29 protein-coding genes are annotated in these 25,129 nt (G+C 52.9%); 13 read left to right on the top strand and 16 right to left on the bottom strand.

What is annotated here, in order from left to right; genetic code table 11:
- Positions 1 to 545: 545 nt before the first annotated feature.
- Positions 546 to 806 carry a hypothetical protein gene (locus tag IAE30_RS09435; protein WP_200679373.1) on the top strand — a complete coding sequence of 87 codons (261 nt, stop codon included), beginning with the start codon at positions 546 to 548 and terminating at the stop codon, positions 804 to 806.
- Between the two features lie 534 nt (positions 807 to 1,340).
- On the opposite strand, the gene IAE30_RS09440 is transcribed toward IAE30_RS09435, so the two are convergent.
- The 4 genes from IAE30_RS09440 to IAE30_RS09455 form a co-directional block, all read right to left on the bottom strand.
- A complete protein-coding gene (locus tag IAE30_RS09440) occupies positions 1,341 to 1,631 on the bottom strand; it encodes a hypothetical protein (RefSeq protein ID WP_200679374.1) in 291 nt (96 codons plus the stop codon).
- A 133-nt stretch (positions 1,632 to 1,764) separates the two neighbouring features.
- Positions 1,765 to 2,019 carry a biofilm development regulator YmgB/AriR family protein gene (locus IAE30_RS09445; RefSeq protein ID WP_200536849.1) on the bottom strand — a complete coding sequence of 85 codons (255 nt, stop codon included), beginning with the start codon at positions 2,017 to 2,019 and terminating at the stop codon, positions 1,765 to 1,767.
- A 248-nt stretch (positions 2,020 to 2,267) separates the two neighbouring features.
- Positions 2,268 to 2,576 carry a hypothetical protein gene (locus IAE30_RS09450; RefSeq protein WP_200679376.1) on the bottom strand — a complete coding sequence of 103 codons (309 nt, stop codon included), beginning with the start codon at positions 2,574 to 2,576 and terminating at the stop codon, positions 2,268 to 2,270.
- A 684-nt stretch (positions 2,577 to 3,260) separates the two neighbouring features.
- On the bottom strand, positions 3,261 to 3,800 hold the full coding sequence (locus tag IAE30_RS09455; RefSeq protein ID WP_200679378.1) for a VOC family protein: 540 nt from the start codon (positions 3,798 to 3,800) through the stop codon (positions 3,261 to 3,263).
- Between the two features lie 152 nt (positions 3,801 to 3,952).
- Here IAE30_RS09455 and IAE30_RS09460 point away from each other — a divergent pair, with 152 nt between their 5' ends.
- Positions 3,953 to 4,291, top strand: coding sequence for a DUF4440 domain-containing protein (locus IAE30_RS09460; RefSeq protein WP_370585540.1), 339 nt, complete (start codon positions 3,953 to 3,955; stop codon positions 4,289 to 4,291).
- A gap of 171 nt (positions 4,292 to 4,462) precedes the next feature.
- Here the strand turns inward: IAE30_RS09460 and IAE30_RS09465 are convergent, their stop codons facing one another.
- Positions 4,463 to 4,834, bottom strand: coding sequence for a cupin domain-containing protein (locus tag IAE30_RS09465; protein ID WP_200679380.1), 372 nt, complete (start codon positions 4,832 to 4,834; stop codon positions 4,463 to 4,465).
- 106 nt (positions 4,835 to 4,940) lie between these two features.
- Here IAE30_RS09465 and IAE30_RS09470 point away from each other — a divergent pair, with 106 nt between their 5' ends.
- A complete protein-coding gene (locus tag IAE30_RS09470) occupies positions 4,941 to 5,171 on the top strand; it encodes a tyrosine-type recombinase/integrase (protein WP_234465297.1) in 231 nt (76 codons plus the stop codon).
- 48 nt (positions 5,172 to 5,219) lie between these two features.
- Positions 5,220 to 6,155 carry a tRNA 2-thiocytidine(32) synthetase TtcA gene (gene ttcA, locus IAE30_RS09475; RefSeq protein ID WP_038646755.1) on the top strand — a complete coding sequence of 312 codons (936 nt, stop codon included), beginning with the start codon at positions 5,220 to 5,222 and terminating at the stop codon, positions 6,153 to 6,155.
- A 52-nt stretch (positions 6,156 to 6,207) separates the two neighbouring features.
- Here the strand turns inward: ttcA and IAE30_RS09480 are convergent, their stop codons facing one another.
- Complete coding sequence (locus IAE30_RS09480) at positions 6,208 to 6,354, bottom strand: hypothetical protein (RefSeq protein WP_200679382.1); 147 nt, start codon at positions 6,352 to 6,354, stop codon at positions 6,208 to 6,210.
- 146 nt (positions 6,355 to 6,500) lie between these two features.
- Between IAE30_RS09480 and IAE30_RS09485 the strand changes: the two genes are divergently transcribed.
- Entirely contained in the window at positions 6,501 to 6,638 is a 138-nt protein-coding gene (locus IAE30_RS09485; protein WP_200679384.1) for a hypothetical protein, read from the top strand.
- Between the two features lie 22 nt (positions 6,639 to 6,660).
- Here the strand turns inward: IAE30_RS09485 and zntB are convergent, their stop codons facing one another.
- Both zntB and IAE30_RS09495 read right to left on the bottom strand, forming a co-directional pair.
- Positions 6,661 to 7,644 carry a zinc transporter ZntB gene (gene zntB, locus IAE30_RS09490; protein ID WP_038646752.1) on the bottom strand — a complete coding sequence of 328 codons (984 nt, stop codon included), beginning with the start codon at positions 7,642 to 7,644 and terminating at the stop codon, positions 6,661 to 6,663.
- Between the two features lie 213 nt (positions 7,645 to 7,857).
- Positions 7,858 to 9,477, bottom strand: a complete 1,620-nt coding sequence (locus IAE30_RS09495; protein WP_038646750.1) for an ABC transporter substrate-binding protein — start codon at positions 9,475 to 9,477, stop codon at positions 7,858 to 7,860.
- 210 nt (positions 9,478 to 9,687) lie between these two features.
- Between IAE30_RS09495 and mpaA the strand changes: the two genes are divergently transcribed.
- Entirely contained in the window at positions 9,688 to 10,401 is a 714-nt protein-coding gene (gene mpaA / locus IAE30_RS09500) for a murein tripeptide amidase MpaA (protein ID WP_045814423.1), read from the top strand.
- On the opposite strand, the gene ycjG is transcribed toward mpaA, so the two are convergent.
- Positions 10,370 to 11,356, bottom strand: a complete 987-nt coding sequence (gene ycjG, locus IAE30_RS09505; protein WP_200679386.1) for an L-Ala-D/L-Glu epimerase — start codon at positions 11,354 to 11,356, stop codon at positions 10,370 to 10,372. The genes mpaA and ycjG overlap by 32 nt on opposite strands.
- Before the next feature lie 153 nt (positions 11,357 to 11,509).
- Between ycjG and tpx the strand changes: the two genes are divergently transcribed.
- Complete coding sequence (tpx, locus tag IAE30_RS09510; protein WP_038646744.1) at positions 11,510 to 12,013, top strand: thiol peroxidase; 504 nt, start codon at positions 11,510 to 11,512, stop codon at positions 12,011 to 12,013.
- A gap of 76 nt (positions 12,014 to 12,089) precedes the next feature.
- Here the strand turns inward: tpx and tyrR are convergent, their stop codons facing one another.
- From tyrR to pspA, 7 genes are all read right to left on the bottom strand, one after another.
- Positions 12,090 to 13,655: a transcriptional regulator TyrR gene (tyrR, locus tag IAE30_RS09515; protein WP_034821366.1), complete on the bottom strand. Its 1,566-nt coding sequence runs from the start codon at positions 13,653 to 13,655 to the stop codon at positions 12,090 to 12,092.
- A 213-nt stretch (positions 13,656 to 13,868) separates the two neighbouring features.
- Positions 13,869 to 14,942, bottom strand: a complete 1,074-nt coding sequence (locus tag IAE30_RS09520) for a YcjF family protein (protein ID WP_200679388.1) — start codon at positions 14,940 to 14,942, stop codon at positions 13,869 to 13,871.
- Complete coding sequence (locus IAE30_RS09525; RefSeq protein WP_038646740.1) at positions 14,939 to 16,336, bottom strand: YcjX family protein; 1,398 nt, start codon at positions 16,334 to 16,336, stop codon at positions 14,939 to 14,941. The genes IAE30_RS09520 and IAE30_RS09525 overlap by 4 nt, the downstream gene beginning before the upstream one ends.
- Positions 16,317 to 16,565 carry a phage shock protein PspD gene (gene pspD, locus IAE30_RS09530; RefSeq protein WP_038646738.1) on the bottom strand — a complete coding sequence of 83 codons (249 nt, stop codon included), beginning with the start codon at positions 16,563 to 16,565 and terminating at the stop codon, positions 16,317 to 16,319. The genes IAE30_RS09525 and pspD overlap by 20 nt, the downstream gene beginning before the upstream one ends.
- A 57-nt stretch (positions 16,566 to 16,622) precedes the next feature.
- Positions 16,623 to 16,970 carry an envelope stress response membrane protein PspC gene (gene pspC, locus IAE30_RS09535; protein ID WP_045814418.1) on the bottom strand — a complete coding sequence of 116 codons (348 nt, stop codon included), beginning with the start codon at positions 16,968 to 16,970 and terminating at the stop codon, positions 16,623 to 16,625.
- Positions 16,967 to 17,194, bottom strand: a complete 228-nt coding sequence (pspB, locus tag IAE30_RS09540; RefSeq protein ID WP_034821383.1) for an envelope stress response membrane protein PspB — start codon at positions 17,192 to 17,194, stop codon at positions 16,967 to 16,969. Before pspB ends, pspC begins: the two co-directional genes overlap by 4 nt.
- 60 nt (positions 17,195 to 17,254) lie before the next feature.
- Positions 17,255 to 17,920: a phage shock protein PspA gene (pspA, locus tag IAE30_RS09545; protein ID WP_038646734.1), complete on the bottom strand. Its 666-nt coding sequence runs from the start codon at positions 17,918 to 17,920 to the stop codon at positions 17,255 to 17,257.
- Between the two features lie 163 nt (positions 17,921 to 18,083).
- Here pspA and pspF point away from each other — a divergent pair, with 163 nt between their 5' ends.
- The 6 genes from pspF (at position 18,084) to sapF (ending at position 25,023) form a co-directional block, all read left to right on the top strand.
- On the top strand, positions 18,084 to 19,082 hold the full coding sequence (gene pspF, locus IAE30_RS09550; RefSeq protein WP_200537134.1) for a phage shock protein operon transcriptional activator: 999 nt from the start codon (positions 18,084 to 18,086) through the stop codon (positions 19,080 to 19,082).
- Positions 19,083 to 19,754: 672 nt separating this feature from the next.
- Positions 19,755 to 21,377: an ABC transporter substrate-binding protein SapA gene (gene sapA, locus IAE30_RS09555; RefSeq protein WP_200679390.1), complete on the top strand. Its 1,623-nt coding sequence runs from the start codon at positions 19,755 to 19,757 to the stop codon at positions 21,375 to 21,377.
- Positions 21,378 to 21,379: 2 nt separating this feature from the next.
- Positions 21,380 to 22,345 (top strand): putrescine export ABC transporter permease SapB, encoded by a 966-nt coding sequence (gene sapB, locus IAE30_RS09560; RefSeq protein WP_038646729.1) that lies wholly within the window; start codon positions 21,380 to 21,382, stop codon positions 22,343 to 22,345.
- Positions 22,332 to 23,222: a putrescine export ABC transporter permease SapC gene (gene sapC / locus IAE30_RS09565; protein WP_200536838.1), complete on the top strand. Its 891-nt coding sequence runs from the start codon at positions 22,332 to 22,334 to the stop codon at positions 23,220 to 23,222. Before sapB ends, sapC begins: the two co-directional genes overlap by 14 nt.
- Positions 23,222 to 24,217, top strand: a complete 996-nt coding sequence (gene sapD / locus IAE30_RS09570; RefSeq protein WP_045814412.1) for a putrescine export ABC transporter ATP-binding protein SapD — start codon at positions 23,222 to 23,224, stop codon at positions 24,215 to 24,217. Before sapC ends, sapD begins: the two co-directional genes overlap by 1 nt.
- Before the next feature lie 2 nt (positions 24,218 to 24,219).
- Positions 24,220 to 25,023 (top strand): putrescine export ABC transporter ATP-binding protein SapF, encoded by an 804-nt coding sequence (gene sapF / locus IAE30_RS09575; RefSeq protein ID WP_038650074.1) that lies wholly within the window; start codon positions 24,220 to 24,222, stop codon positions 25,021 to 25,023.
- Positions 25,024 to 25,129: the final 106 nt, after the last annotated feature.

Raw genomic sequence — 25,129 nt, forward strand, 5'->3', positions numbered from 1 at the left:
TCACAGGCACCATAGCAGTTGGCTGACCATTCTCAAACCGGACCGGTAGTCACCCTCACCACACCGCGACTTCAACGACCTAGACATCATTAAGCCTGTTTGTCCTCAACACCGGCATTAATTCATGAGGGTGCCGCGCTTCGCAAAGCCAGTACGTACAACAGCAAAGCATATGTACACAAAGTAATATCTTTCGATTTGAGCGCCTCCGGCATGCGTTTACCTCAAATCCTAATCAACAGTACTGAATCTGCGCGCCGCGAAAGACTCAAGGTTACGGGCAGCACACCCCCCACATTCATGCAGACAAAATCTGATGGACAGAACAGCCTGATTTAATTATCAGCGAATCAATTCATCAGGCCACGGTTAATTCTTAGTGGATTACGTAAGTAGATTTTTTGCATGAAGGGTCCAATAAACTCAGCAATTGATACAAATTATTACGAATATAGCTTTTTTCAGAATTACCTACGGGCACTTTCACCATCTGCGACTACAGTGTGACGTGAGGCTGTCATCAACGTGAAATGGAGGTAGTTAATTTGTCTAATCATCACGACGGGAAAGGGCACGTCATTATTGGCGAAGCGGCATTGAGCCTTGCGCTGGGTGAAAAAGAGATAAGCGTACAATCGCTTATTGCTGAGCTTGGAAGCATGGCACAAGCCGGCGGCAGCGATAAACGGCTCACGGAAATATCGGAAGCCAGAACTTGGCTGAAAAGCTTCCATGAGCCTGATCAGGCCGTCCGGTATCTGCCGTACCTGCAGACTTCTGCAGACCTGAACGACGAGAAGAACTGACGCCAAAGGACGTAGTCCGGCTCTGGCCGGAAGACGACGATGAAGATGACCTCACCGGTCTCGCCAAGGCGTGCACCGGCCGGAGAACCTGTCAAGGACGACACCCTCCGGTAGTTCCGACTTATATCGCTTTAAAAAATGAATTTAACTACCTGACATCCCAGCATACAGTATCTCTTTTAACCGGAAGGAAAAACGTATGCCCCAGTTTTATTACCTTCTCAATGCAGGACAGCATTACCAGTTACACGCCAGAGGATGCGTATGCCTGGAAGATCATCCGGAGCGTCAATTTCTGGGGTCTGCGCTCACCTATAGGCACGCCTATCAGATTGCATCGCAACGTCTGAATGTATGGGCCTCCATCTGTCGTTTGTGCATCGATGACAGTATGTCCGATACGCGGGACTCTTCGCTCACACTTCATGCGCGTTGAACTCTTTTAATCCTAAGTCACATTCCCGATAATGATTCACGCTCGGTAAAGTAACGCAGCTAAACTTAATGTCGTGTATTTAAAGATGACGGGAATAATCATGTCAGAACATTGTATTCATGATGTCGCCATACCGCTGCCAGGTCATGAAGACGAAGCACCTGGCGGCAATCATGATATTCCACCTGACCGTATATCCCCTTACTAATTGAACTGCCATCAGGCTGTTTTTTTCCCGCATGTTTATCAGCACCGCTTATCGCGATATACTGTATATATCCCCAATAAGCGGAGCGCATCTGAAAAACGGAAATGAAATAGATGATCTTATGCATCAGGCTGTGGCGGTCGCGCTGAAACAACTTCTGCGTCCAAACGGGGCCGTACATGTGCATGAACTCATCGCTGCCCTCTGGCGCCTGAAGGAGTCCACCCCGGACAAAATAACGCGCGACTCCTGTGAGCGGGCCATCAGGTTACTGGCAAAAAAACTCAATTGAAATTATGCGGCGCCAGCCGCTTTCAGACACCGGGATCGTCCGGCGTAAATCTCACGACCAATTGGAGCAGGACGCGCAGAGTTTCCTGCCTTTCGGCGTTAGTTTCAACCAAGAGCTGATTCATGATACGCCGCATAATGGTTCTGTTATTCACCGGTACCCCTATGTAAATTAGGCTGCGGATCATGTTATCCAGCGCTTCTTTCTGTAATGCATAACGGTCACCTTTAACCATAAGGCATGCCTGTATGTGTGCAACCGTATTGGTTTCTCTCATGCTGTGATGATCCCTGAATGCTCGCGCGATTCGCGTTGGTTTAAATTACGCATTGTCTGGATAAAAAGTTAAAGATTATAGCCTTGCAGTCACAAATACTGCCGCTAAGGTTAAGTATATGGCAGTAAATGTATTGCGGAACCAGCAAGCACAGATTCAGAATAAGCGGCTATATGGGTAAGTAAAATCCTGGCACTGACACTTACGAAAGCGACAGGCATAACCGTACCTGCCGCCACAGTGTGTAGTTATCTTAAGTCATCGTCATCTGCCATCAAGCGGATGGTACTTTCCTGCGATGTAGTGCCTGAATGGCCTGCATCTGGTAAAAGCCAGCTATCTTCGCCAGTTGATTTAGCGCTCATACTACGGTGTCCTCGCAACCACTTAATGGCTCCCCTGATTGCCTGGTCTCTCGAGTGAATACTGTCCGCCTTAAGCATCGCGGCCAATTCTGAGATAAGCGCATCGACGGTTATATCCTGGTCACGCACGGCTAGATTGACTGCTGCTTCACCAATAATTGCGTGACCGGTCATGTCTTCGCTGTACAACACGTTTACACCTCGCTTAATAAATTAAAGAACATTATTAACTACACTATTATTATAGCATTAACCTCCCTAATTATATTATTTACCCGATAGGTTACGCCTATTTAAAGATGCAACTCATGAAGGAACTTTTCTTAATTTCTTTAAATAGGTGAAATATATGAATTATTATTGTTGCATGTAACAATGTCATCATTTATTTATAATAATGGTAGATAGGCGGTAATTGAGATCTTTCTATTTTATAACAATCATTTATGACGTTAAGGGACCGAAACCTCTCAACTCATATGTAAACAACTTAAATAAATGCCTGGCATCATTAATGATGAGGTGACTACCCTAATAAAGTCTTAACTAGCATAAGCAAAAGCAAGTTAATAACGCGTTGTAATAGCAATGCAAGGTTAACTGCCCCTCCTCGTACTTAATATTCCCTTATTGGTACTAAAGTTCTGTGAAAGAAATCCAGTCTTCACTTTAATTACCGGTTCTGGGAAAGTGAGTCAATAGTCTGTTTAATCTGAGAATAACTCAGAAGAGACATCTGATGGTGAGAGAAAGAGGGGCTGACTACATAGCTGACGCAGTGCATAAGCCAGCTATGGTTAAGTGTTTGCTAGTTTTCAGACACGAACTGCGGGAGTGGGAGCCGGTTTAGTCAAGCACCCTTACCTGAGATGATAACTACGGTGTAGGTATCCATGTCTCTGCTTCGCTATCATCGGGATAATAGTAACCATTCGGTATTGATTGAAGTTCAATCAGGCTGCCCCACGGAGCCTGAAAGTATACGCTGGCATTATTTTCTGTATCTTCATGACGGGAGTTCCCATGTATTTCTGAAAGAAGCCTTCCTCCCGCTGCTCTGACCCTTTCCACCGCATAATTTATATCGTCCACGTAAAGAGAGATGTGATTCCAGCCAATATCCTGCAGCCTTAAAGGTTGCTCCTGTTCTTCACTTTTTATCTCAAAAAGCTCAAGATTTGGACCATTACCAATCCGTAACAAGCGCTGCTTGATAATCATTGACCCAGAACTTAGGCCTAATTGTTTCTCTGTATCTGCCCCCTGTCGTGGATGATCATGGTCTGTTAGGCCGTCATAGACAAACCTCGCGTCCAGCGCCTTCTGTAAAAATTCAGTTGCCTTTTGCAGGTCAGGAACGGTAAGCCCTACATGGTTTATGCCCCTGCTTGGCGCGCGCGTCGGTATATTTTCCATACATACTCTCCAGTTAAAATTATGATAACTTCTACAAAGAGTAGTACTTTTCTGCCCAGTGAGCGGCGCCATAACTCATTGGCACCCTCTCAATTCAAAAAAACGTCCTGCCAAATCATTAGAGGTCAATTACAATGCTCCTTGAAAAGCTCATGTTGCTTGAATGCAGCCTTCACGGTGAAAAACGCAACGACCGGAATTGGCTCGAGCATCTTCTTCATCCTGAATTCCTGGAGATTACACGTTCAGGCATGATGGTCGATCGCTCAGACACGATCATGTCGCTGAAGAGCGAGAAAACTTCAAGTCCAATCATAAGCAGCAATTTCCGGCTAATCGAAATAAGTGAAAGTTGCGTAATACTTCTTTACCATACGTCTGATGCTGACGGGAGCCGACCCGCATTACGTTCCTCTTACTGGCTAATTTCGAAAGAGGGCCAGTGGTCTCTGGTTTTCCATCAGGGTACGCCTATAGCAACTGGTGCTTAGTGAATTAACAGCACTGTTATGTTCTGGTGTGATGCCCGGCACGTTCGAATATGAAATGAGTTCGACGGGTCGGTGCAACACAACCCTCACCAAAATGTAGGATAACATTCTGAATACTGTGGTCTTTTAAATCAGGGCCTAATATTCAGGTTTCTCTCCAGGCAGAGGTTCTTAAAGCTCCTGACCTTCAACTCCTGCGTAAAAAATTACCAGTTCAGCCCCCAGTTCGGACGTATACCCGCGATGTGCGCTATTTACCGTTTCATTAATCGCCTCACCCGCTTTAGCGCGATATGTGACGCCTGTATTCTTGTTTTCAATCGTCAACTGTCCCGACAGAACGTAGGCCGTGTTAGGTATGGCATGTGTATGCCAGGGCAGTTCGGTATCAGGAGGTAGAGACATACGCATAACCGATATGAGTGGCTTGCCTTTGGGATACGCTTCATAAGACTGCTTATTCCATGCTGCCCCACTCTGTAGAACAAGTTTATGTTCGATCTTATCCGAACCTTTATTTGGGATCAGCTCTGCGTTTGCCATTGTCTATCCTTTTAATCGTGTATTTTCATGTTTTCAGACAAAAGTTTAGCAGAGGCAGAAAGATTGCTTTTTAAGCTCAACGCCAAAACAGCTCCAGAGCCGGACATTGAAAATTCATATTAATAATCAGATTGGAACTGGAATTCGTCGCCGTAATCCGTACCATACGCGACATACTTTTGCCTGCTGGCTTTTGACGGCAGGCGTAAACCCGTCTTTCATAGCGAATCAGATGGGACATGAGAACGCGCAGATGGTGTGTAAAATCTACGCGACATGGATTGAAGAGATGAATGGCGAGCAGGTAGATATGCTCAACAGCAAACTGGCGATCTGAAATGACTTGCCCATTGCATGCCCCTTTTGTTTTCTGAGACAGTTAATAATGCAAGAAAATCAAGAAGTAACAAAGAAAGAACAATACAATCTCAACAAGCTTCAGAAGCGTCTGCGTCGCAACGTGGGTGAGGCCATTGCTGATTTCAACATGATTGAAGAAGGCGATCGCATCATGGTCTGCCTGTCTGGCGGTAAAGACAGCTATACCATGCTGGAAATTTTGCGCAATTTGCAGAAGAGCGCGCCGGTTAACTTCTCACTGGTAGCGGTTAATCTCGACCAGAAACAGCCAGGATTCCCGGCGCATATTCTGCCCGCGTATCTGGAAGAACAGGGTGTTGAGTATAAAATCGTTGATGAAGACACTTACTCGATCGTTAAAGAGAAAATTCCGGAAGGCAAGACCACCTGTTCGCTCTGTTCACGACTGCGTCGCGGGATTCTTTACCGCACCGCCACTGAACTGGGTTGTACCAAGATTGCGCTAGGCCATCATCGCGACGATATCCTGCAGACCCTGTTCCTGAACATGTTCTACGGCGGCAAAATGAAAGGCATGCCACCAAAACTGATGAGTGATGATGGCAAACATATTGTCATCCGTCCGCTGGCCTATTGCCGCGAAAAAGACATCATCCGCTTTGCTGAAGCGCGCCAGTATCCGATCATTCCCTGCAATCTGTGCGGTTCACAACCGAACCTCCAGCGTCAGGTCGTTGCGGATATGCTGCGTGACTGGGATAAACGCTATCCTGGCCGTATCGAAACCATGTTCAGTGCGATGCAGAACATTGTGCCTTCGCACATGGCGGACATTAATTTGTTCGACTTTAAAGGCATCCAGCACGGCGATGAAGTGGTCGACGGCGGCGATATTGGCTTTGATCGCGAAACACTGCCGGTGAAACCTGCGGGCTGGCAGCCGGACGAAGAAGACGCGCCGGAAATGAGCGTTCGTCTGGATGTATTAGAAATTAAGTAATTGACAGACGAATTAAAAACAGGCGCAGCGCTTCGGCTCTGCGCCTTTTTTGTTACCGATGGGGTGGCGGATCGGTGATAGGTGGAAACTCGGGGTCGTAGGGAGGATCAGGTTCCGGAATCGGCTGCGGATGAGGAATCGGTTCTGGAATCGGTGGCGGATCGGTTGGAATGGGATCGCTCGCAATGAGTTCTTGCATGCCCTGCTCCTTATTGCTGAATGTCCTTAAAGCATAGGTAATGAAGCGCGGCCAAGCCAAGCGGGCAAAAAAAAGCCGGCGGATTAGCCGGCGTTGTACGAATCAAATGTGCTATGCAGTAATTCTAAAAAAGGAAGTAAGACAATATGGAGCGCAACGCCCATCGCTTGACGTTGCATTCACCTGCGAGAGAGAGTTTGCCCCTGTTAGGCGATCCACTTATTGATATCGATCAGGTTTTTTCCGCTTTTTTGCTTGCAGCACTTTATTTAACAGCGGGTTAACGCTTATAACCTGAGCCTTACATTACAACCAGTTGCGTCGTTTGAGCCATATCGCCACGCCCACCACCATCACCAGCAGTAGTACGCAGAACGCGGTAAAGCCCAGCGGCCAACTACCACCCGGAATACCGCCAAGGTTGACGCCAAACAATCCTGTCAGGAATGTCGCAGGCAGGAAAATCATCGCCATCAGCGACATGGTATAGGTGCGGCGGTTCATTGATTCTGCCAGCAAAGACGCCACTTCATCGGCCAGTATCCCCGTTCGCGCTACGCCTGCATTGAGGTCATCCAGGCCGCGTCCCAGACGATCGGCAACGTCCTGCATACGACGGCGATCGTCATCATTCATCCATGGCAGTTTTTCACTCGCCAGACGGGCATAAACATCACGCTGCGGCGCCATATAACGACGCATCACAATCAGTTGCTTACGCAGCAGCGCTAGCTCACCGCGCGCCGGGACCTGTTGATCCATCAGCGCATCTTCCAGCTCGATGATTTTGTCGTGCATCTCTTCGATAAATTCGCTGGCGTGATCGGTCAGCGCATCGCAGACATCCACTAACCAGCTGCCGCCATCCACCGGGCCGTTACCGTTTTGCAAATCGGCCAGCACTTCATCAATGGCATACACCTTTCTCCGGCGCGTGGAAACAATCACTTTATCGTTGATAAACACGCGCATGGCGACGAGTTGATCGGGGCGTGAATCGGCATTGTGGTTCACGCTGCGCAGCACAATCATAAAGCCATCGCCTAAGCGAGTGACACGTGGACGCATGCTGTCGCCCGCGAGCGCATCACGCACGGAATCGGGGATCAAGGGGGTATTTTGCAGCCACTCGGCACTTTGCCGTTGCGTGTAGTTCAGATGCAACCAGCACGGGCGCTCACAGTTGATCACATCTTTATCTTCAATCGGAATCATCCCGCCTTTGCCGTCCAGCTGGCAGGAGATAATCGCATCCGATACTTTTAGCGCTTTTCCTTCAATGACGTTCACTGACTCGCCTCACTATCAAAATCAATACGATACAGTCTAGCGTGGCGGCGACGAGTTGCAATCATCAGGCTGTGAGCAAAGATGACAAGGCAGAGGTGAGCATCCGCTGAAAGCGAGAGCGGCAACAACGTCACTGGATGCGCCTCCCTAATCCGTTGCACCGGTTAAGGAGACGCACACCATCACGCCACTCTGCTGATTAGCGTCGTTAAATCAGTGCTTTTCGATCCACAGTTCGCGGCTGTATGCGACATCTTCGGGATTGGTGATCGGATAACCTTTGACCCACGGTTTGATCAAGCGCCCGTTGGTATATTGATAGATCGGGGCGATCGGCGCCTGATCGGCAATGATCTGCTCCGCTTTGTTGTAGTCGGTATTGCGTGCAGCCACGCTGGTTTCCATGCTGGCTTTGGTCAGCACCGCATCATAATCCGCGCTGTGGAAACGGGCGATATTGCCGGTGTGCGTTGAAGTCAGCAAACTCAGGAACGTGGAAGGTTCATTGTAATCCCCGACCCATGACGCACGAATCACGTCAAAGTTACCGCTGTTGCGGCTGTCGATGTAGGTTTTCCACTCCTGGTTTTGCAGCGTAACGTCCACTCCAAGGTTCTTTTTCCACATTGACGCCACGGCGATGGCGATCTTCTGATGGCTTTCCGAGGTGTTATACAGCAGCGTCAAATGCAAGGGTTTGCCGGGACCGTAGCCAGCGGAGGTCAGCAGCGCTTTTGCCTGTGCGTTCAACTCCTGCTGGCTGTGCTGTTGCAGATAACTTTGCTGTGGCGTAAACCCTGCGGTGACGTCCGGTGTAAAGTGCCAGGCCGGTTTCTCCCCCGTTCCTAACACTTTCTCGGCGATGATGCGGCGATCGATACTCCATGACAGCGCTTTACGCACGCGCACATCTGCGGTCGGGCCCTTTTCCGTGTTAAAGGCGTAGTAATAGGTGCCCAACTGATCCGGCGTATACACCTGGCCTGGCAGCTCTTTTTTCAGCAGCGCATACATATTTTTCGGGAAGGATTCGGTGATATCGATATCGCCCGCGCGGTAACGCTTGGTGGCGCTGGACTCTTCGTTAATAGGGATGAAGGTCACTTTGGTCAGGACAGAGTGGCTATTATCCCAGTAGTGTTGATTACGCACCAACACGATTTTTTCGTTCACCACGCGGTCCTGCAATTGATAGGCGCCGTTGCCCACCAGTTTTCCCGGGGCCGTCCAGCTATCAGGGTTTTGCTCAATCACCTTTTGCGGGACGGGATACATCGCGGCATTCGCGACCATGCTCGGGAACCATGGCACAGGACGTGACAATGTCACCTTAAGATGATTAGCATCAGTGGCTGTCACGCCCAGCTTATCGGCACTCATCTGCCCTTTGGTAATGGCATCCGCGTTTTCGATGCCGCTCAGCGCGGCAAACCATGCAAAGGGAGAACTGTTTTTCGGCTCCACCAGGCGCTGCCAGCTGTAGACGAAGTCCTGCGCTGTCACCGGTTCGCCATTTGACCAGCGCGCATCTTTACGCAGCGTGAAAATCCAGGTTTTGTTGTCGTTGCTGTGCCAGCTTTCGGCCACGCCCGGCACGATTTTTCCGTGTGCGTCCTGATTGGTCAGCCCTTCGAACAGATCACGCATGACCTGAATTTCTGGCAGACCCACGGCTTTCATTGGATCCAGCGAAGCAGGTTCGTCTTTAATATGGCGAACAATTTCCTGTGTTGGCGCTAACTGTGCGCCCGCTGGCACATTAGCGGCAAACACCGGTGAGAAAACACCAGCAATCATTACGGCGGCCAGCGTCTTGCGGAAAGTTAATTTCATCACCACTCCTTTACCCAAAAAAATGGCGACTGCGAAGAGGTCTGCGTCGCCAGCGTCTTTGGTGACTCTATCGCAAATTGCTGATTGATATATAGCTATTTCCCTGTCTGCTGTTTACCGTTATGTTGAGGCTGAATTGTCGGTCACATTTTTAATCCTGAAGCGCCTGGCCATCCTGGCGCTCATTGCACGATTTCAGAGAGGAATGTCATGTCGTCACATCATCCCCGCCCGCTGCGCGGCAAACTCGACGCGGTCTGGCAACAATATGGACAATCGGTGCTCGGTGCACCGCTGCTGTGGTTCCCGGCCCCGGCGGCCGATGCCGACAGTGGGTTGATCATTGCCGGCACGCACGGTGATGAAAATGCCGCCGTCGCGACGCTATCCGGTGCAATGCGCACGCTGCCGGAGCCACTGCGCCGTCATCATGTGGTGCTGGCGGTGAATCCGGATGGTTGCCAGTTGGGGCTGCGTGCCAATGCGAACGGGGTCGATCTCAACCGCAATTTCCCGGCCGCCAACTGGCAAAATGGCGACACGGTCTATCGCTGGAACAGCGCAGCGGACGAACGTGATGTGGTGCTGTCGACGGGCAGCAGCCCCGCTTCTGAACCGGAAACACGCGCACTCTGCCAGTTGATTCATCAGATTAAGCCGCGTTGGGTGGTGTCCTGGCATGAGCCACTGGCTTGTATTGATGATCCACACCACAGTCACCTCGCGCAGTGGCTGGCTGAACAAACGCAATTACCGGTGGTGAGTAGCGTGGGCTATGCCACGCCGGGATCCTTTGGCAGCTGGTGCGACGATCTCGGCTTGTTGTGCATAACCGCCGAGATGCCGCCTATTTCGGTAGATGAAGCCACCGAGGTTTATCTTGATGCGATGATTAACCTGCTTCGCTGGCAGCCGCAGGTTTAAGCACGCCGTGTGAGAAATGCAGCGACGGCTCAACATCCGCAGCCAGCCAGGTTGGGCCGTCAAGATCGGCGAATTTTGCCAGTGGCGTGAGCGGCAGCGCGGCGCGAATCGCCCGTGAGGTGCATAACATACAGCCTAACATCACCGTAAAACCCTGCTGACGCGCCGCGGTAGCCAACGCCAGCGCCTCGGTCAATCCTCCGGTTTTATCCAGCTTGATATTGACCATCTCATAGCGCCCTTTCAGCTGCGCCAGATTCTCCCGTGTGTGGCAGCTTTCATCTGCGCAGATGGGAAGTGGGTGCACAAAGTTTGCCAGCGCAGCATCTTCCGCCGCCGGAAGCGGTTGCTCCAGCATCGCGACGTTCAGGTCTGCCAGTAACTGGCAGCGCGCCGCCAGCCCTTCGGCCTGCCAGGATTCATTGGCATCCACAATCAGCGTCGCTTCTGGTACGGCAGTGCGAATTGCCACCAGGCGCTCACTGATTAAATGATGATCGAGTTTGATCTTCAGCAAACGCGCACCATGCTGCCACAAGGCTAACGCGCTGCTGGCCATCGCTTCCGGCGTATCGATACTCACCGTATGTGCAGTGATGATTTCCTCTGCCAACTCAACACAACACATCGCCTGCAAACTTTTATTCTGTTGCTGGCGTTCCAGATCCCATAAGGCGCAATCGAGGGCATTACGCGCGGAACCCGCCGCTAATGCCTGTTGCAATTCGCCACGTGTCATACCGTCCTGAATAGCGGGCAACAGCGTGGCGATTTGTTGCAGCACCGAGTCTTCACTTTCGCCATAGCGTGCGTAAGGCGTGGCTTCACCCACGCCTTTCAGACCATCCTGTTCAATCTCGACCACTACAACATGCGCTTCCGTCCTGCTCCCGCGTGAAATAACAAACGGCGAATGCAACGGCCAGGCCTCTGGATAACTCTTCACTGTTCTCATTAATTCTCCTTAAATCCGTGGCTTAATTGCGATGTGCTTCTGCTATCGCGACGAAATGCGCTCGTAAACCCTTCAAAATTATGTCATAAACAAACGCTATATCTGCTCTGGCAGGCTTAATGCCAGACTTTTTCATCGCTAAAAGGAAATCGTATGTCTCAGAATGTTCACTTTCAGGGTAATCCGGTCCCGGTTGCAGGTCACTTCCCGCAGGCTGGCGAACAGGCTAAAGCTTTTAGTCTGGTCGCAAAGGACCTGAGTGACGTCTCCCTTTCTCAGTATGCAGGTAAACGCAAAGTTCTGAACATTTTCCCAAGTATTGATACCGGCGTCTGCGCGGCATCAGTGCGCAAGTTCAACGAGCGTTCCGGCGAATCCGACAACACTGTGGTGCTCTGCATCTCTGCCGATCTGCCGTTTGCCCAGTCTCGTTTCTGCGGTGCAGAAAACGTGAGCAACGTCGTGACCCTGTCAGCGCTGCGCGGTGCAGAATTTAAAGAAGATTACGGTGTGGCAATCGCTGATGGCCCACTGAAAGGCCTGACTGCACGTGCTGTGGTGGTGCTGGATGAAAACGACAAAGTGATTTATAGCGAATTGGTGAACGAAATCACCGAAGAGCCAAACTATGATGCGGCACTGGCTGCACTGAAGTAAGTATTAAGATGATGTGATAAGGGCGCACTTTGTGAAGTGCGCCCTTTTTTATCGCTGCGAGCTATGCGCTAGCAGGTCATTCACTTTCGCCACGTTTTTGCCCTAAACCGTATTCGCGCAATTTGTTGGCTATCGCGGTATGCGACACCCCCAGGCGTTTTGCCAGTTTGCGCGTGCTGGGATAAGACAAATAGAGACGCGTCAGCACCGAACGCTCGAAACGGCTGGTGATCTCATCCAGCGAACCTTCCATCGCTTCTTCGCCCAACGTCACATCTAATGCCTGCTCAGGCAGAATGATGTCCTGAGGACGCAACTCGTAGCCTTCCAGTTGCGTCAGTGCGCGATACAGCGCATTTTTCAGCTGCCGCACATTACCTGGCCAGTTATAGCGCGTCAGGAACGGCGCGAGCTGCGGTGACAAACGCGGACGCGGCAGCCCCTGCTCATCGGCAAAGCGCGCCACAAACATCTCCGTCAGCGGCAGGATGTCCAGCGGACGCTCTCGCAACGGCGGCAAATTGAGCGTCAGTACATTAAGGCGGTAAAACAGGTCTTCACGGAACTCACCCCGTTGCACCAGCTCGATCAGGTTCTTCTGCGTGGCACAAATGACGCGCACATCCACATGCACTTCATGTTCTTCACCCACGCGACGGAAAGTCCCATCGTTGAGGAAGCGCAGCAGTTTTGTCTGCATGCGCGGTGACATCTCACCAATCTCATCCAGCAGCACCGAGCCGCCGTTGGCCTGTTCAAAGAAGCCTTTCTTGCCTTCCAGCGCGTTCGGATAAGCGCCCGCCGCGTGACCAAAAAGCTCGCTCTCGGCCACATCATCCGGCAGAGACGCACAATTAAGGGCCAGGAAGGGTTTTTTACCGCGTGCGCTGCGCAGATGGCAGGCGCGTGCCAGCATATCTTTGCCGGTGCCGGTATCGCCGACAATCAGCAGCGGCGCATCATGCATCGCCAGTTTACGTGCCTGATCGATCACCTGACGCATTTTCGGCGTCACTGCCACGATGTGGTCAAATTCCGACTCATCCGTCACGGTGAGATTTTGCAGCTGGCGGCCCATGCGGGCGGTGGATTTCAGCGTGATCATTGCGCCGACGGGCTGATCGCTCTGCCCCTCTTCTTCTGCCAGATAAATCGGTCGGGCTTCCATCAGGAAATCACGTCCCTGAATAACAACGTGATGTGCCTGGGCTTCCACACGCTCATTCTCGATCCAGCGCTGGAAATTGAAACCGGTGATCAGGGTTGCGGCGTTCTGATTACGCAGCTTCTGTTCATCGAGATTAAACAGGTTCTGCGCTGCCGGGTTGGCGAGTTCCACCTTGCATTTAAGGTCGATAGAGAACACCGGCTCCGGCATAGCAATCAGCAGTGCACTCAACGCGCGATGTTCACGTTCAGAGGGCATGTAGCTTACGGTGCGCACATCTGTTACGCCCGGTGTACGACGGATTTCCGCCATCAGCGTACTGAAGGGTTCGAATTCAAGGGCAGAAAAGTTGAGATAGATGCGACCGAGTGGCGCAATTTCAATACCGCGCAGGTCGATGTTGCGCGCAACCAGCAGGTCGAGTAGCTCGCGCGCCAGACCGATGCGGTCCTGGCAGAAAACTTCCAAACGCATTGCGATGAGCCTTAGTCAGGTTTTGATTTTAGAGATAATACGCTAACTTGCAGCGCCTCAGAAGAGGCCTGTCATGAAAAGTTGACAGCTTGAGGCAGGTGACGCGAAGAAGTGTAGCGGAACAACCCACAATAATCCCGCCAAATATCACATTTAACAAAGATAATTTCACCTTCCACCTGATTGACAGCGTGAAAGGTGAGCAACAGGACATTATTTAGCAGTCTGCCCTGCTTCACCCCCACTCTTAGACAGGGATTCTTTTAACTGAACCAATAGTTCCCGACGGAAATTTCCGAGACGCGGCTTATCATCTTCCAGCCATGGCAGCGGGCGACACAGTTCCATGGCTTTGATACCCAGACGTGCGGTCAGCAAACCGGCGCCAATGCCCTGAGCGGCGCGGGCTGAGAGCCGTGCGGCGATGTCTTGCGACATCCAATCCATCCCCACTTCACGCACCAACTCTGAGGCGCCGGCAAAGGCCATATTCAGCAACACTAAACGAAACAGGCGGATGCGGCTGAAGTACCCCAACTCGATGCCATAAATAGCCGCAATGCGATTGACCAGTCGCAGGTTGCGCCAGGCGATAAATGCCATATCCACCAGCGCCAGTGGACTCACCGCAATCATCAACGTGGATTCCGCAGCGTGGCGGCTGATCTCACGATGCGCCTGACGATCCAGCACCGGTTGCACCAGTTGCGCGTAAAGCATCACGATTTCACGGTCATTGTGGGTTTCATGCAGCGCCGCATGCCAGCGCTGCAGTGCCGGATGCGCCTGATCGAGCTGCGCCTGTTGGGCCAGCTTTTCGCAAAAAGCGCGCCCTTTACCGATACCGTGGCTGTGTAGCAACTCTCGTCCAATATCCCTTTCTTCTGCTCGCTGGCGCAGCCGGTAAAGTCGACGCCATTCGCCGATCAATGCCCCGGCTCCGGCGACCACAATCAGACTTCCTGCCACACCGGTGCCGAGCGAAAACCAATCGCGCGTGATCCAGGCATCATGCATCCACTGAGCGCCCTGCGCGACTACGCTGATGCCAAAAATCCCCAGACCCGCACCTACCAACTTGCGCCATAAACTGCGTTTGGGGCGCAGCGCGGCCTCAACCACTTTTTCACCTTCGCCCTCTGCCAGCGGCTCCGACTCTTGGGTAGCATGAAACGCGCCCTCGCTTTCCTCACTGAAAGTGTGTGCCGCCCGCAGCGGTTGCTGCGCCTCCGCTTCGAGCGGTCGTGCAAAATCAATGCGCGGTTTTAAAGGGGTTTCGTCGCTCATCGCAATTTATCTCCAAGTAAAAATTCCAGCGCGGCATCCATGCGAATGTGCGGCAGCGGCCGATCGACATCAAACTGCTGCGGCCGGAACTGTTCAAACTGAAATCCTTGCTGTTGCCAGAACTGATGTCCGGGCAAACGTGGCGGCACTTCGCCGGGATAGAAGGTCAGCGCTTCGCCGTCATGAAGACGATGACCGCGCAGCGCGGGCAGCTTTTCACCACGATGATCCACCAGCCCACTTTCGGTGGCCTGCACTGACGCCAGCCCAAGACAATCCATGCTGATCCCTTCAAACGCCGCGTTTTGCCAGGCATCCTGAACCAACTGTTGTAACAGAGACACCATATTGGCGTGCTGATCGGCCGTGATATGGTCAGCTTTGGTGGCAGCAAACAAGAGTTTGTCGATGACCGGGGAAAACAGACGACGGAATAGCGTGCGCTGCCCGTAATGGAAGCTCTGCATCAATTGGGTTAACGCCAGACGCATATCATTGAACGCCTGCGGTCCGCTGTTTAACGGTTGCAGACAATCCACCAGCACAATCTGGCGGTCAAAGCGCAGAAAATAATTTTTATAGAAACCTTTCACCACGTGCTGGCAGTAGTAGTTAAAACGTTGTTGCAGCACGGCAAAGTTACTGCCTGCAGGAGCCTGCAATAGCTTGCTGGCGTGAATCTCATCGACCTGTGGCCACGGGAAGAATTGCAGCGCCGGGGCGCCTGCCATATCGCCCGGCAGCACAAAGCGACCTGGCTGGATAAAGTGCAATCCCTCGGTTTTGCACTGATGCAGATAATCAGTCCAGGCAGCAGCGATCTCCGCCAGACGATTTTCATCCGCGGGGGCAAAGGGGTCGAGATCCTGTGACAAGCTGTGCCAGTATGACGCCCACTGCTGACGATCGCCCTGCAGCAACCCCATCATCTGTCGTGACCAGCTGAGATAATCCTGCGCCAGCATCGGCAGATCGAGCAACCATTCACCAGGGTAATCGACGATTTCCAGATACAGCGTGGCGGTATCTTTGAAATGGCGCAAAAGCGATTGTTCAGGCCGATAGCGCAGCGCCAGACGCATTTCGCTGACACCACGCGTCGGCGTTGGCCAGACGGGAGGCGTACCGTAGAGTTGCGCCAGCCCTTCGTCATAGGTAAAACGCGGCGTGCCCAGTTCCCGCTGCGGCACACGTTTGACGCCGAGCAGGCGCTCTTCACGCACCACGGAAAACAGCGGCAAACGGGCGCCGCTGTGTACATTGAGAAGTTGGTTCACCAGCGAGGTGATAAACGCGGTTTTCCCGCTGCGGCTCAGGCCGGTTACGGCAAGGCGTAAGTGACGGTCAACACCGCGGTTCATCAACGCGGCCAGTTCATTTTGCAGTCTTTTCATCCATCTCCCTGACGAAACGTGAGGACAGGCGTTTGAATGCCTTACTCAGCAACGGTTCCAGGGCGGCCGCCAGAAGCAGGCGCAACGGGCGACGCGCCACCGATTTCACTGCCCAGCCAGCTAACCCGCCGGGACCATAGGTTACTGCACTGATGATGATGAATTTCCCCGCCGACTTCAACGCAGGTGTTGCGCGGCGGCGCAGAGCAGTCATACGCGGATTGTACATCTCCACTCCTTAAGAATATGCGATGAAGCGGACCCGCTGTGGGCCCGGCGGAAATAATCAGATTTGGCGGAAGCGACTGCGCACGCTGAAGGTCTCGGAAGTGACGTAACGCTCGATATCTCGCACGTTGCGCTCATCACTTTTCAACGATGTTTCCAGCTCATCCAGCAAATCACGTGCCGTTGGCGTGTGTTGATCGGGCGCATCCGCGGGCTTTTCATCCAGCACAAAGCCCAGGATGAAGTACGCCAGCACGGTAAACATAAACAGCCCGAAGAACAGTGACAGCACCACAATCACACGCAACAGGCGCACCGGAATATCGAGATACTCGGCCAGACCGGCGCAAACACCGCGAATTTTCCCCTGCTGCGGGATGCGCCACAATTTGCGGCCATTCATCATGGTTGCCTCCAGTTCGGATGTTCTGCATCCAGAATCGCTTCGAGTGCTTCCACGCGTTCACGCATGCGGCGCGCGTCCTGGGTCAACTGTTGCAGACGTTGCATATCGCCTGATGACAATTCCGCGCCACCGTTGCGTTTGTTGCTGTAGTGCAGCCATAACCAGATCGGCGCTACAAAGAGCACGAAGATCGTCAGGGGTATGGCGAGAAAAAGTGCGCTCATTGACTCTCCTTAATCATTAACACCCTGGTCACGGGGCTCAGCGTAGAGCCCCACGCCCATTTACTCGCTGCGGTTCATTTTGGCTTTCAGCGCCGCCAGCTGCTGGCTGATTTCGTCGTCAGCTTTCAGCTCGGCAAACTCCTGGTCAAGGCCTTTTGGCTTACCAAAACGCTGGCTTTCCGCTTCTGCTTCCATGTGATCAATGCGGCGTTCAAACGATTCGAAGCGCGCCATGGCTTCATCCAGCTTGCCGCTGTCCAACTGACGGCGCACATCGCGGGAAGAAGACGCGGCCTGATGACGCAGCATCAATGCCTGCTGACGTGCGCGGGTTTCGCTGAGTTTTTTCTCCAGCTCACCGATCTCACCTTTCATGCGATCTAATGTTTCTTCAACCTGAATGGCTTCTTGCTTGAGTGCTGCAATCAGATCGGTCAGTTTCTGTTTTTCAATCAGCGCAGAGCGCGCCAAATCTTCTTTTTCTTTGCTGATGGCCAACTCGGCTTTTTCCTGCCATTCAGCCTGCTGAACTTCGGCCTGCTCAATTCGGCGCAGCAACTGTTTCCTTTCTGCCAGCGCGCGCGCTGACGTGGAGCGAACTTCCACCAGCGTGTCTTCCATTTCCTGAATCATCAGGCGTACCAGTTTCTGCGGATCTTCGGCGCGTTCCAGCAGGGAATTGATGTTAGCGTTCACGATGTCGGCGAAACGAGAAAAAATACCCATAATGATGTTCCTCTGATTGTCATGTGGTTGTGCGGTGCACGGTTTCTTAATACAAATGGCGTGCCAACTTTTAATTTATTGATTTTACAGAGTTTGCATATTTTACATTCGAGTAAGCATCCATTAATGTAGTGAAATTGATTAACCAGTGGCGAAATTCATCATGGCAAATGGCAGTGACAACCTGTTGGGCGAATCAAACAACTTTCTGGAGGTGCTGGAGCAGGTTTCCCGTCTCGCGCCGCTGGAAAAACCGGTATTGGTGATAGGCGAGCGAGGTACCGGCAAGGAGTTGATTGCCAGCCGCTTGCACTATCTCTCCGATCGCTGGCAAGGGCCCTTTGTGTCGCTTAACTGCGCGGCACTGAATGAAAACCTGCTGGATTCTGAACTGTTTGGCCACGAGGCCGGTGCGTTTACCGGCGCGCAAAAACGTCATCTTGGCCGCTTTGAGCGTGCTGACGCCGGCACTTTATTCCTCGATGAGCTGGCGACCGCGCCGATGCTGGTGCAGGAGAAATTGCTACGCGTCATCGAGTACGGTCAGCTGGAGCGTGTGGGGGGCAATCAGTCCTTGCAGGTCAATGTGCGTCTGGTGTGTGCCACCAATGAAGATTTACCCGCACTGGCTGCGGCAGGAAAATTCCGCGCGGATCTACTCGATCGTCTCGCCTTTGATGTGGTGCAACTCCCACCGTTACGCGAACGTCGCAGCGATATTCTGGTGATGGCCGAGCATTTTGCTATCCAGATGTGCCGCGAACTCGGCCTGCCGCTGTTTCCCGGCTTCAGCGAGCGTGCTCAGCTCACGCTACTCACCCACAGTTGGCCCGGTAATGTACGTGAATTGAAGAATGTGGTGGAACGCTCGGTGTATCGCCATCACAGCGCAGAGCAGGAACTGGATAATATCATCATCAACCCGTTCGCCCCGCGCAGCGCCGCGCCTGAAATCCCCCCCGAACCCAGCACCAGCGGCTTACCCGCCCTACCACTCGATCTGCGCCAGTGGCAAAACCAGCAGGAGCGAGATTTGGTCGAAGCCAGCTTGCAACAGGCAAAATACAACCAACGCCGTGCCGCCGAGTTACTGCGGGTCACCTACCATCAGTTACGCGCCATGATGAAAAAGCACGGCATCCAGGCACGGGATGAGGATTGAACGACAAAGCGAGAGCTGCAAACGCCGTGCCGCAGAGTGACTGCGCATTTCCTACCATCAATTGAGCGCCATCATGAAAAAACACCGCATCCGGCACGTGATGAGGATTAGCCTGAGCTACATGAGATGAAAAAGCGTAGCCTGGTGATTATCTGGGAGCACTTCGTTGCTTTGTTGCTTCGCTGCTAACAGTTACTCACCACATCATCGTTTTACCTATCGAAGTGCTTTTAAAGACAGCTCAGGTGTGGGTCGGTTTTCCCTATAGCTTTTGTGCTGATGCAAGGCGGCAAGTGCGCTAATCCCCGGGAGCATACATCAGTATGTGACCGGGGTTAGCGCGCGCAGCCAACGCAGCAGCAGCGCAAAAGATGACGGGAAAAACGACACACAAAAAAAAGCCCGCATTAGATGCGGGCAACTTAATACTGGAAGCAATGTGAGCAATGTCGTGCTCTTCTTCGGTAGAGCCACCGTCGAAGCGCAGAAGAATAATAATCATTCTTATTATCATCTGTAAAGCCCTAATTGAGAATTTTTCTCATTTCCACACTAAAATTGTGATTACCTCCTCGCCAGATTGGCGAAAAACAACGCAGAACCATCATGAATTTGGGGAGTGCGTGACGTTTGCGATACACTCACGCTATTGCCTCAGAATCGTTGAGTTCTATGCCAAAATTATTCTCCTCGCTGCTGCTCGGTCTCAGCGTATTGAGTGCGTCTGCGCTGGCCGCGCCAACCAATAACATCCGTAATAGCGGTTTTGTTTATTGCGTCAATGGCACGGTCAATACCTTTAACCCACAAATGGTCAGCAGCGGCCTTGTGGTGGATACGCTGGCGGCACAGCTCTATGACCGCCTGCTGGATGTGGATCCTTACACTTATCGCCTGATTCCTGACCTGGCACAGAGTTGGGAAGTACGCGATAACGGCGCCACTTACCGTTTTCATCTGCGCAAAGATGTCTCTTTCCAGCACACCAACTGGTTTAAACCCACACGCAAAATGAATGCCGATGACGTGGTGTTCAGCTTTGCGCGCATGTTTGATCGTCAGCATCCGTGGCATAACGTCAACGGCGGCAGCTACCCCTATTTCGATAGTTTGCAGTTCTCTGACTCGGTACAAAGCGTTAAAAAACTGGACAACGATACGGTAGAAATCCGTCTCAACAGTCCGGATGCCTCTTTCCTCTGGCACATTGCTACGCATTACGCGCCGATACTGTCGCAGGAATACGCCGACAAGCTGACGGCGAAAGGCCAGCAGGAGCGCCTGGATCGCGAGCCGGTGGGCACCGGGCCGTTTCAGTTGAGCGAGTACCGTACCGGGCAATATCTGCGCCTGGCACGTAATCCGCAATACTGGAAAGGTGTGCCGCGTCTGCAACAGGTGGTGATCGATCTTGGCGTTGGTGGAACAGGACGTCTTTCGAAGTTACTCACAGGTGAATGCGATGTGCTGGCTTATCCGGCGGCCAGCCAGCTCTCGATTTTGCGTGATGACCCCCGTCTGCGCATGACGCTGCGTCCTGGCATGAATATCGCCTATTTAGCGTTCAATACGCGTAAACCGCCACTGAATCGCCCCGAAGTGCGTCACGCGCTGGCACTGGCCATTAATAACGAACGCCTGATGGAATCGATCTATTACGGCACCGCTGAAACCGCCGCCTCCATTTTACCGCGAGCGTCCTGGGCGTATGATAATGATGCACGGGTCACCGAATACAATCCGGCGAAAGCCCGTGCAGCGCTGAAAGCGCTCGGGCTGGAAGATCTGCACTTGCGACTGGTGGTGCCTACCACCTCACAATCCTGGAACCCCAGCCCACTGAAAACCGCTGAACTGCTGCAAGCCGATTTGGCTCAGGTTGGCGTGCGCGTCACCATCGCTCCGGTGGAGGGCCGTTTCCAGGAAGCGCAGTTGATGGCGATGAATCATGATCTGACGCTGACCGGCTGGGCGACAGACAGTAACGACCCGGATAGCTTCTTCCGGCCGCTGTTGAGCTGTGCAGCCATCCGCTCGCAGACCAACTTTGCGCACTGGTGTTCACCGGCCTTTGATGAATCATTGCAACGGGCGTTGTTGTCGCAGCAGCTTTCGGCGCGCATCGACAGCTACGATCAGGCACAGCAAATTCTGGCGCAGGAATTACCGGTATTGCCGCTGGCGTCATCGTTGCGTTTACAGGCATATCGCCATGATATTAAAGGTCTGGTGCTCAGTCCGTTTGGGAATGCCTCGTTTGCCGGGGTTTACCGTGATGAGAGCAGCGAGGAATAAGCATGATCATCTATATACTGCGTCGCCTGCTGTTGCTGCTGATCACCCTGTTTTTATTGTCGCTGGTGAGTTTCAGTCTGAGCTACTTTACGCCGAATGCGCCGCTGGAAGGTGCCTCGCTGTTCGATGCCTGGTGGTTCTGGTTTAGAGGCCTGCTGCAATTCGACTTCGGTGTTTCCAGCACCAACGGCCAGCTGATCGACCTGCAACTGCGCGAGGTGTTCCCCGCCACGCTGGAGCTATGCATACTGGCCTTCATGCTGGCGCTGCTGGTGGGTATTCCGCTGGGAATTTGCGCGGGTGTGATGCGCAAAAAATGGCAGGATAAAGCCATCAGCGCACTGGCTCTGCTCGGCTTCTCGATGCCCGTGTTCTGGCTGGCACTGCTGTTCACCCTGTTCTTCTCCCTGACGCTGGGCTGGCTGCCGGTTTCCGGACGCTTTGATCTGCTCTACCCGGTACAAAACGTGACTGGCTTTGCACTGATTGATGCCTGGCTGAGTCCTTCACCGTGGCGCCATGAGATGTTGATGAGTGCCCTGACTCATATGATTTTGCCGGTGGTGGTACTGGCCGTCGCACCGACCACTGAGGTGATTCGTTTACTGCGCAGCAGCACCAGCGATGTGATGGATAAAAACTATGTGAAAGCGGCGGCCACGCGCGGGTTATCTCGCTTCACCGTGATTCGCCGCCATGTGCTGCACAACGCGCTGCCGCCCGTCATCCCGCGTCTGGGTTTACAGTTTTCCACCATGCTGACGCTGGCGATGATTACGGAAGTGGTGTTCAACTGGCCGGGCATTGGCCGCTGGTTGATCAACGCCATTCGTCAGCAGGATTATGCGGCCATCTCTGCCGGTGTGATGGTGGTAGGCGGTTTGGTGATTCTGGTCAGCGTGCTGTCAGATATTCTGGGTGCGGCGCTTAATCCGTTGAAACACAAGGAATGGTATGCCTTACGATGATATCTATGCAGAGAAGCGGCTGCCCAGCCCGTTTCGTCTGTTCTGGCAGCGTTTTTATCGTGATACCAGTGGCATGATCGGATTGTACGGCTTTGGTACCCTGCTATTCTTGTGCCTGTTTGGCGGCTTATTGTCGCCCTATGGCATCGATCAGCAGTTCCTCGGCTATCAGCTGTTACCCCCTTCATGGTCGCGTTACGGGGATGTCTCCTTCTTCCTCGGTACCGATGATTTGGGCCGCGATGTATTGAGCCGCCTGCTGAGCGGCGTCGCGCCTACTGTCGGTTCGGCCATCATGGTGACGGTTTTAGCTGCGATTTGTGCTCTGATCCTGGGTGTGCTGGCTGGCATTACCCACGGTTTGCGCTCTGCGGTCATGAACCACGTGCTGGATACCTTGCTCTCCATCCCTTCGCTGCTGCTGGCAATCATTGTGGTGGCCTTTTTAGGCCCACGCCTTGAACACGCCATGCTGGCGGTATTGCTGGCGATCATTCCGCGCCTGGTGCGGGAGATCTATACTGCGGTACATAACGAGATGGAAAAAGAGTATGTGGTGGCGCTGCGTCTGGATGGCGCGCGCAATCTGAATATTCTGTGGAACGCCGTGCTGCCCAATGTCCTGCCGCTGCTGGTCGGGGAATTTACGCGTTCACTCTCCATGGCCATTCTCGACATTGCCGCACTCGGTTTCCTCGATTTAGGGGCACAGCTGCCCTCACCTGAATGGGGAGCGATGTTGGGCGATGCGCTGGAGCTGATTTATGTCGCGCCCTGGACCGTGATGCTGCCCGGCGTCGCGCTGATGGTCAGTGTGTTGATCGTTAACCTGCTGGGCGATGGCATCCGTCGCGCCGTAGAAGCGGGAGCTGAATAATGCCGTTACTGGATATTCGTAATCTCACTATCGAGTTCATGACCTCAGAAGGTCCGGTGAAAGCCGTTGATCGCATTAACCTGACGCTCAGTGAAGGTGAAGTGCGTGGGCTGGTGGGTGAATCCGGCTCTGGCAAAAGCCTGATTGCGAAAGCGATTTGCGGCGTAACCAAAGATAACTGGCGCGTCACCGCCGATCGTATGGTGTTCGATGATATCGATTTGCTGCGTTTGTCGCCGCGCGAACGACGCCGCATTGTCGGCCATAACGTGTCGATGATTTTCCAGGAACCGCAATCCTGTCTGGATCCCTCTGAAAGCATCGGCCGCCAGTTGATGCAGGCGATCCCACGCTGGACTTTTAAAGGGCGCTGGTATCAGCGTTTGTGGTTCTGGCGCAAAGCGCGGGCCATCGAGCTGTTGCACCGCGTGGGCATTAAAGACCACAAAGACATCATGCGCAGTTTCCCGTATGAACTGACGGAAGGTGAATGCCAGAAAGTGATGATCGCCATTGCGCTGGCCAATCAGCCGCGTCTGCTGATCGCCGATGAGCCGACCAATGCTATGGAACCGACCACGCAGGCACAAATATTCCGCTTGTTGAGCCGCCTCAACCAAAATAACAACACCACGATTTTGCTGATCAGTCATGACCTGCGCACCATGAGCCAGTGGGCGGATCGCATTAACGTGATGTACTGCGGACAGACCGTTGAAACCGCGCAGAGTGAAGATTTAATGGATACGCCGCATCATCCCTATACCCAGGCGCTGATCCGCGCAATGCCCGACTTTGGCAGTGCACTGCCGCATAAAAGCCGCCTGAATACACTGTCCGGTGCCATTCCTTCGCTTGAACATCTGCCGATTGGCTGCCGACTAGGGCCACGCTGTCCCTATGCGCAGCGTAAGTGTATTGAGACGCCGCGTCTCACCGGTACCAAATCGCATCTGTTTGCCTGTCACTTCCCGTTAAATGTGGAGGGGCAATGAGCATGGAAACCCTGCTGGAAGTGCGCAACCTGAGTAAAACCTATCGCTATCGCACCGGCCTGTTTCGCCGACAGCATGTTGAGGCGGTGAAAGGGGTAAGCTTCACCTTGCGTGAGAAGCAGACCCTGGCGGTCATTGGTGAGAACGGCTCAGGGAAATCCACGCTGGCGAAAATGTTGAGCGGCATGGTGGCCCCGACGGAAGGTGAGATGCTGATTGACGATCATCCGCTGGAGTATGGCGATTACGGTTATCGCAGTCAGCGTATTCGCATGATTTTTCAGGATCCATCGACCTCACTCAACCCGCGTCAGCGCGTCAGTCAGATTCTCGACTTTCCGCTGCGCCTGAATACCGATCTGGATGATGAAGCGCGGGAGAAGCGCATTATTGCCACGCTGCGTCAGGTGGGCTTGCTGCGCGATCACGCCGGTTACTATCCGCATATGCTGGCCCCCGGCCAGAAACAACGTCTGGCACTGGCTCGTGCACTCATCTTGCAACCGAAGGTCATTGTCGCGGATGAAGCGCTCGCCTCACTGGATATGACGATGCGTTCGCAGCTGGTGAATCTGATGCTGGAACTGCAGGAGAAGCACGGCATCGCCTATATTTATGTGACGCAACATATCGGCATGATGAAGCACATTAGCGATCAGGTACTGGTGATGCATCAGGGTGAAGTGGTGGAACGCGGCGGCACAGCGGATGTGCTGGCCTCACCACTGCATGACCTCACTAAACGGCTGATCACCAGCCATTTTGGCGAAGCCTTAACCGCCGAAGCCTGGCGCAAAGTTCGTTGATTGTTCATCACATCGCGAAAACGCGGTGCGATTTACCGCATTTGAGACAGACGTGCTAGAATCCGCACGTCGATTAACGTCGGTCGCCTACTATTTAATCATTGCG

It is taken from the genome of Pantoea sp. S61, from assembly GCF_016625145.1.
GTDB classification, from domain to species: Bacteria; Pseudomonadota; Gammaproteobacteria; order Enterobacterales; family Enterobacteriaceae; genus Pantoea; species Pantoea rwandensis_B.

Excerpts from the sequence above, each read along its gene's own strand:
- sapA (WP_200679390.1), top strand. The coding sequence starts at position 19,755 with ATGCCAAAATTATTCTCCTCGCTGCTGCTCGGTCTCAGCGTATTGAGT.
- IAE30_RS09520 (WP_200679388.1), bottom strand. The coding sequence starts at position 14,942 with ATGAGCGACGAAACCCCTTTAAAACCGCGCATTGATTTTGCACGACCG.
- sapD (WP_045814412.1), top strand. The coding sequence starts at position 23,222 with ATGCCGTTACTGGATATTCGTAATCTCACTATCGAGTTCATGACCTCA.
- IAE30_RS09480 (WP_200679382.1), bottom strand. The coding sequence starts at position 6,354 with ATGCAAGAACTCATTGCGAGCGATCCCATTCCAACCGATCCGCCACCG.
- mpaA (WP_045814423.1), top strand. The coding sequence starts at position 9,688 with ATGTCGTCACATCATCCCCGCCCGCTGCGCGGCAAACTCGACGCGGTC.
- IAE30_RS09485 (WP_200679384.1), top strand. The coding sequence starts at position 6,501 with ATGGAGCGCAACGCCCATCGCTTGACGTTGCATTCACCTGCGAGAGAG.
- IAE30_RS09465 (WP_200679380.1), bottom strand. The coding sequence starts at position 4,834 with ATGGCAAACGCAGAGCTGATCCCAAATAAAGGTTCGGATAAGATCGAA.
- pspA (WP_038646734.1), bottom strand. The coding sequence starts at position 17,920 with ATGGGTATTTTTTCTCGTTTCGCCGACATCGTGAACGCTAACATCAAT.
- IAE30_RS09460 (WP_370585540.1), top strand. The coding sequence starts at position 3,953 with ATGTTGCTTGAATGCAGCCTTCACGGTGAAAAACGCAACGACCGGAAT.
- pspF (WP_200537134.1), top strand. The coding sequence starts at position 18,084 with ATGGCAAATGGCAGTGACAACCTGTTGGGCGAATCAAACAACTTTCTG.
- IAE30_RS09455 (WP_200679378.1), bottom strand. The coding sequence starts at position 3,800 with ATGGAAAATATACCGACGCGCGCGCCAAGCAGGGGCATAAACCATGTA.
- IAE30_RS09495 (WP_038646750.1), bottom strand. The coding sequence starts at position 9,477 with ATGAAATTAACTTTCCGCAAGACGCTGGCCGCCGTAATGATTGCTGGT.
- pspC (WP_045814418.1), bottom strand. The coding sequence starts at position 16,970 with ATGATGAATGGCCGCAAATTGTGGCGCATCCCGCAGCAGGGGAAAATT.
- sapB (WP_038646729.1), top strand. The coding sequence starts at position 21,380 with ATGATCATCTATATACTGCGTCGCCTGCTGTTGCTGCTGATCACCCTG.
- tyrR (WP_034821366.1), bottom strand. The coding sequence starts at position 13,655 with ATGCGTTTGGAAGTTTTCTGCCAGGACCGCATCGGTCTGGCGCGCGAG.
- ycjG (WP_200679386.1), bottom strand. The coding sequence starts at position 11,356 with ATGAGAACAGTGAAGAGTTATCCAGAGGCCTGGCCGTTGCATTCGCCG.
- sapC (WP_200536838.1), top strand. The coding sequence starts at position 22,332 with ATGCCTTACGATGATATCTATGCAGAGAAGCGGCTGCCCAGCCCGTTT.
- IAE30_RS09445 (WP_200536849.1), bottom strand. The coding sequence starts at position 2,019 with ATGAGAGAAACCAATACGGTTGCACACATACAGGCATGCCTTATGGTT.
- IAE30_RS09440 (WP_200679374.1), bottom strand. The coding sequence starts at position 1,631 with ATGTACGGCCCCGTTTGGACGCAGAAGTTGTTTCAGCGCGACCGCCAC.
- IAE30_RS09525 (WP_038646740.1), bottom strand. The coding sequence starts at position 16,336 with ATGAAAAGACTGCAAAATGAACTGGCCGCGTTGATGAACCGCGGTGTT.
- tpx (WP_038646744.1), top strand. The coding sequence starts at position 11,510 with ATGTCTCAGAATGTTCACTTTCAGGGTAATCCGGTCCCGGTTGCAGGT.
- sapF (WP_038650074.1), top strand. The coding sequence starts at position 24,220 with ATGGAAACCCTGCTGGAAGTGCGCAACCTGAGTAAAACCTATCGCTAT.
- pspD (WP_038646738.1), bottom strand. The coding sequence starts at position 16,565 with ATGTACAATCCGCGTATGACTGCTCTGCGCCGCCGCGCAACACCTGCG.
- ttcA (WP_038646755.1), top strand. The coding sequence starts at position 5,220 with ATGCAAGAAAATCAAGAAGTAACAAAGAAAGAACAATACAATCTCAAC.
- pspB (WP_034821383.1), bottom strand. The coding sequence starts at position 17,194 with ATGAGCGCACTTTTTCTCGCCATACCCCTGACGATCTTCGTGCTCTTT.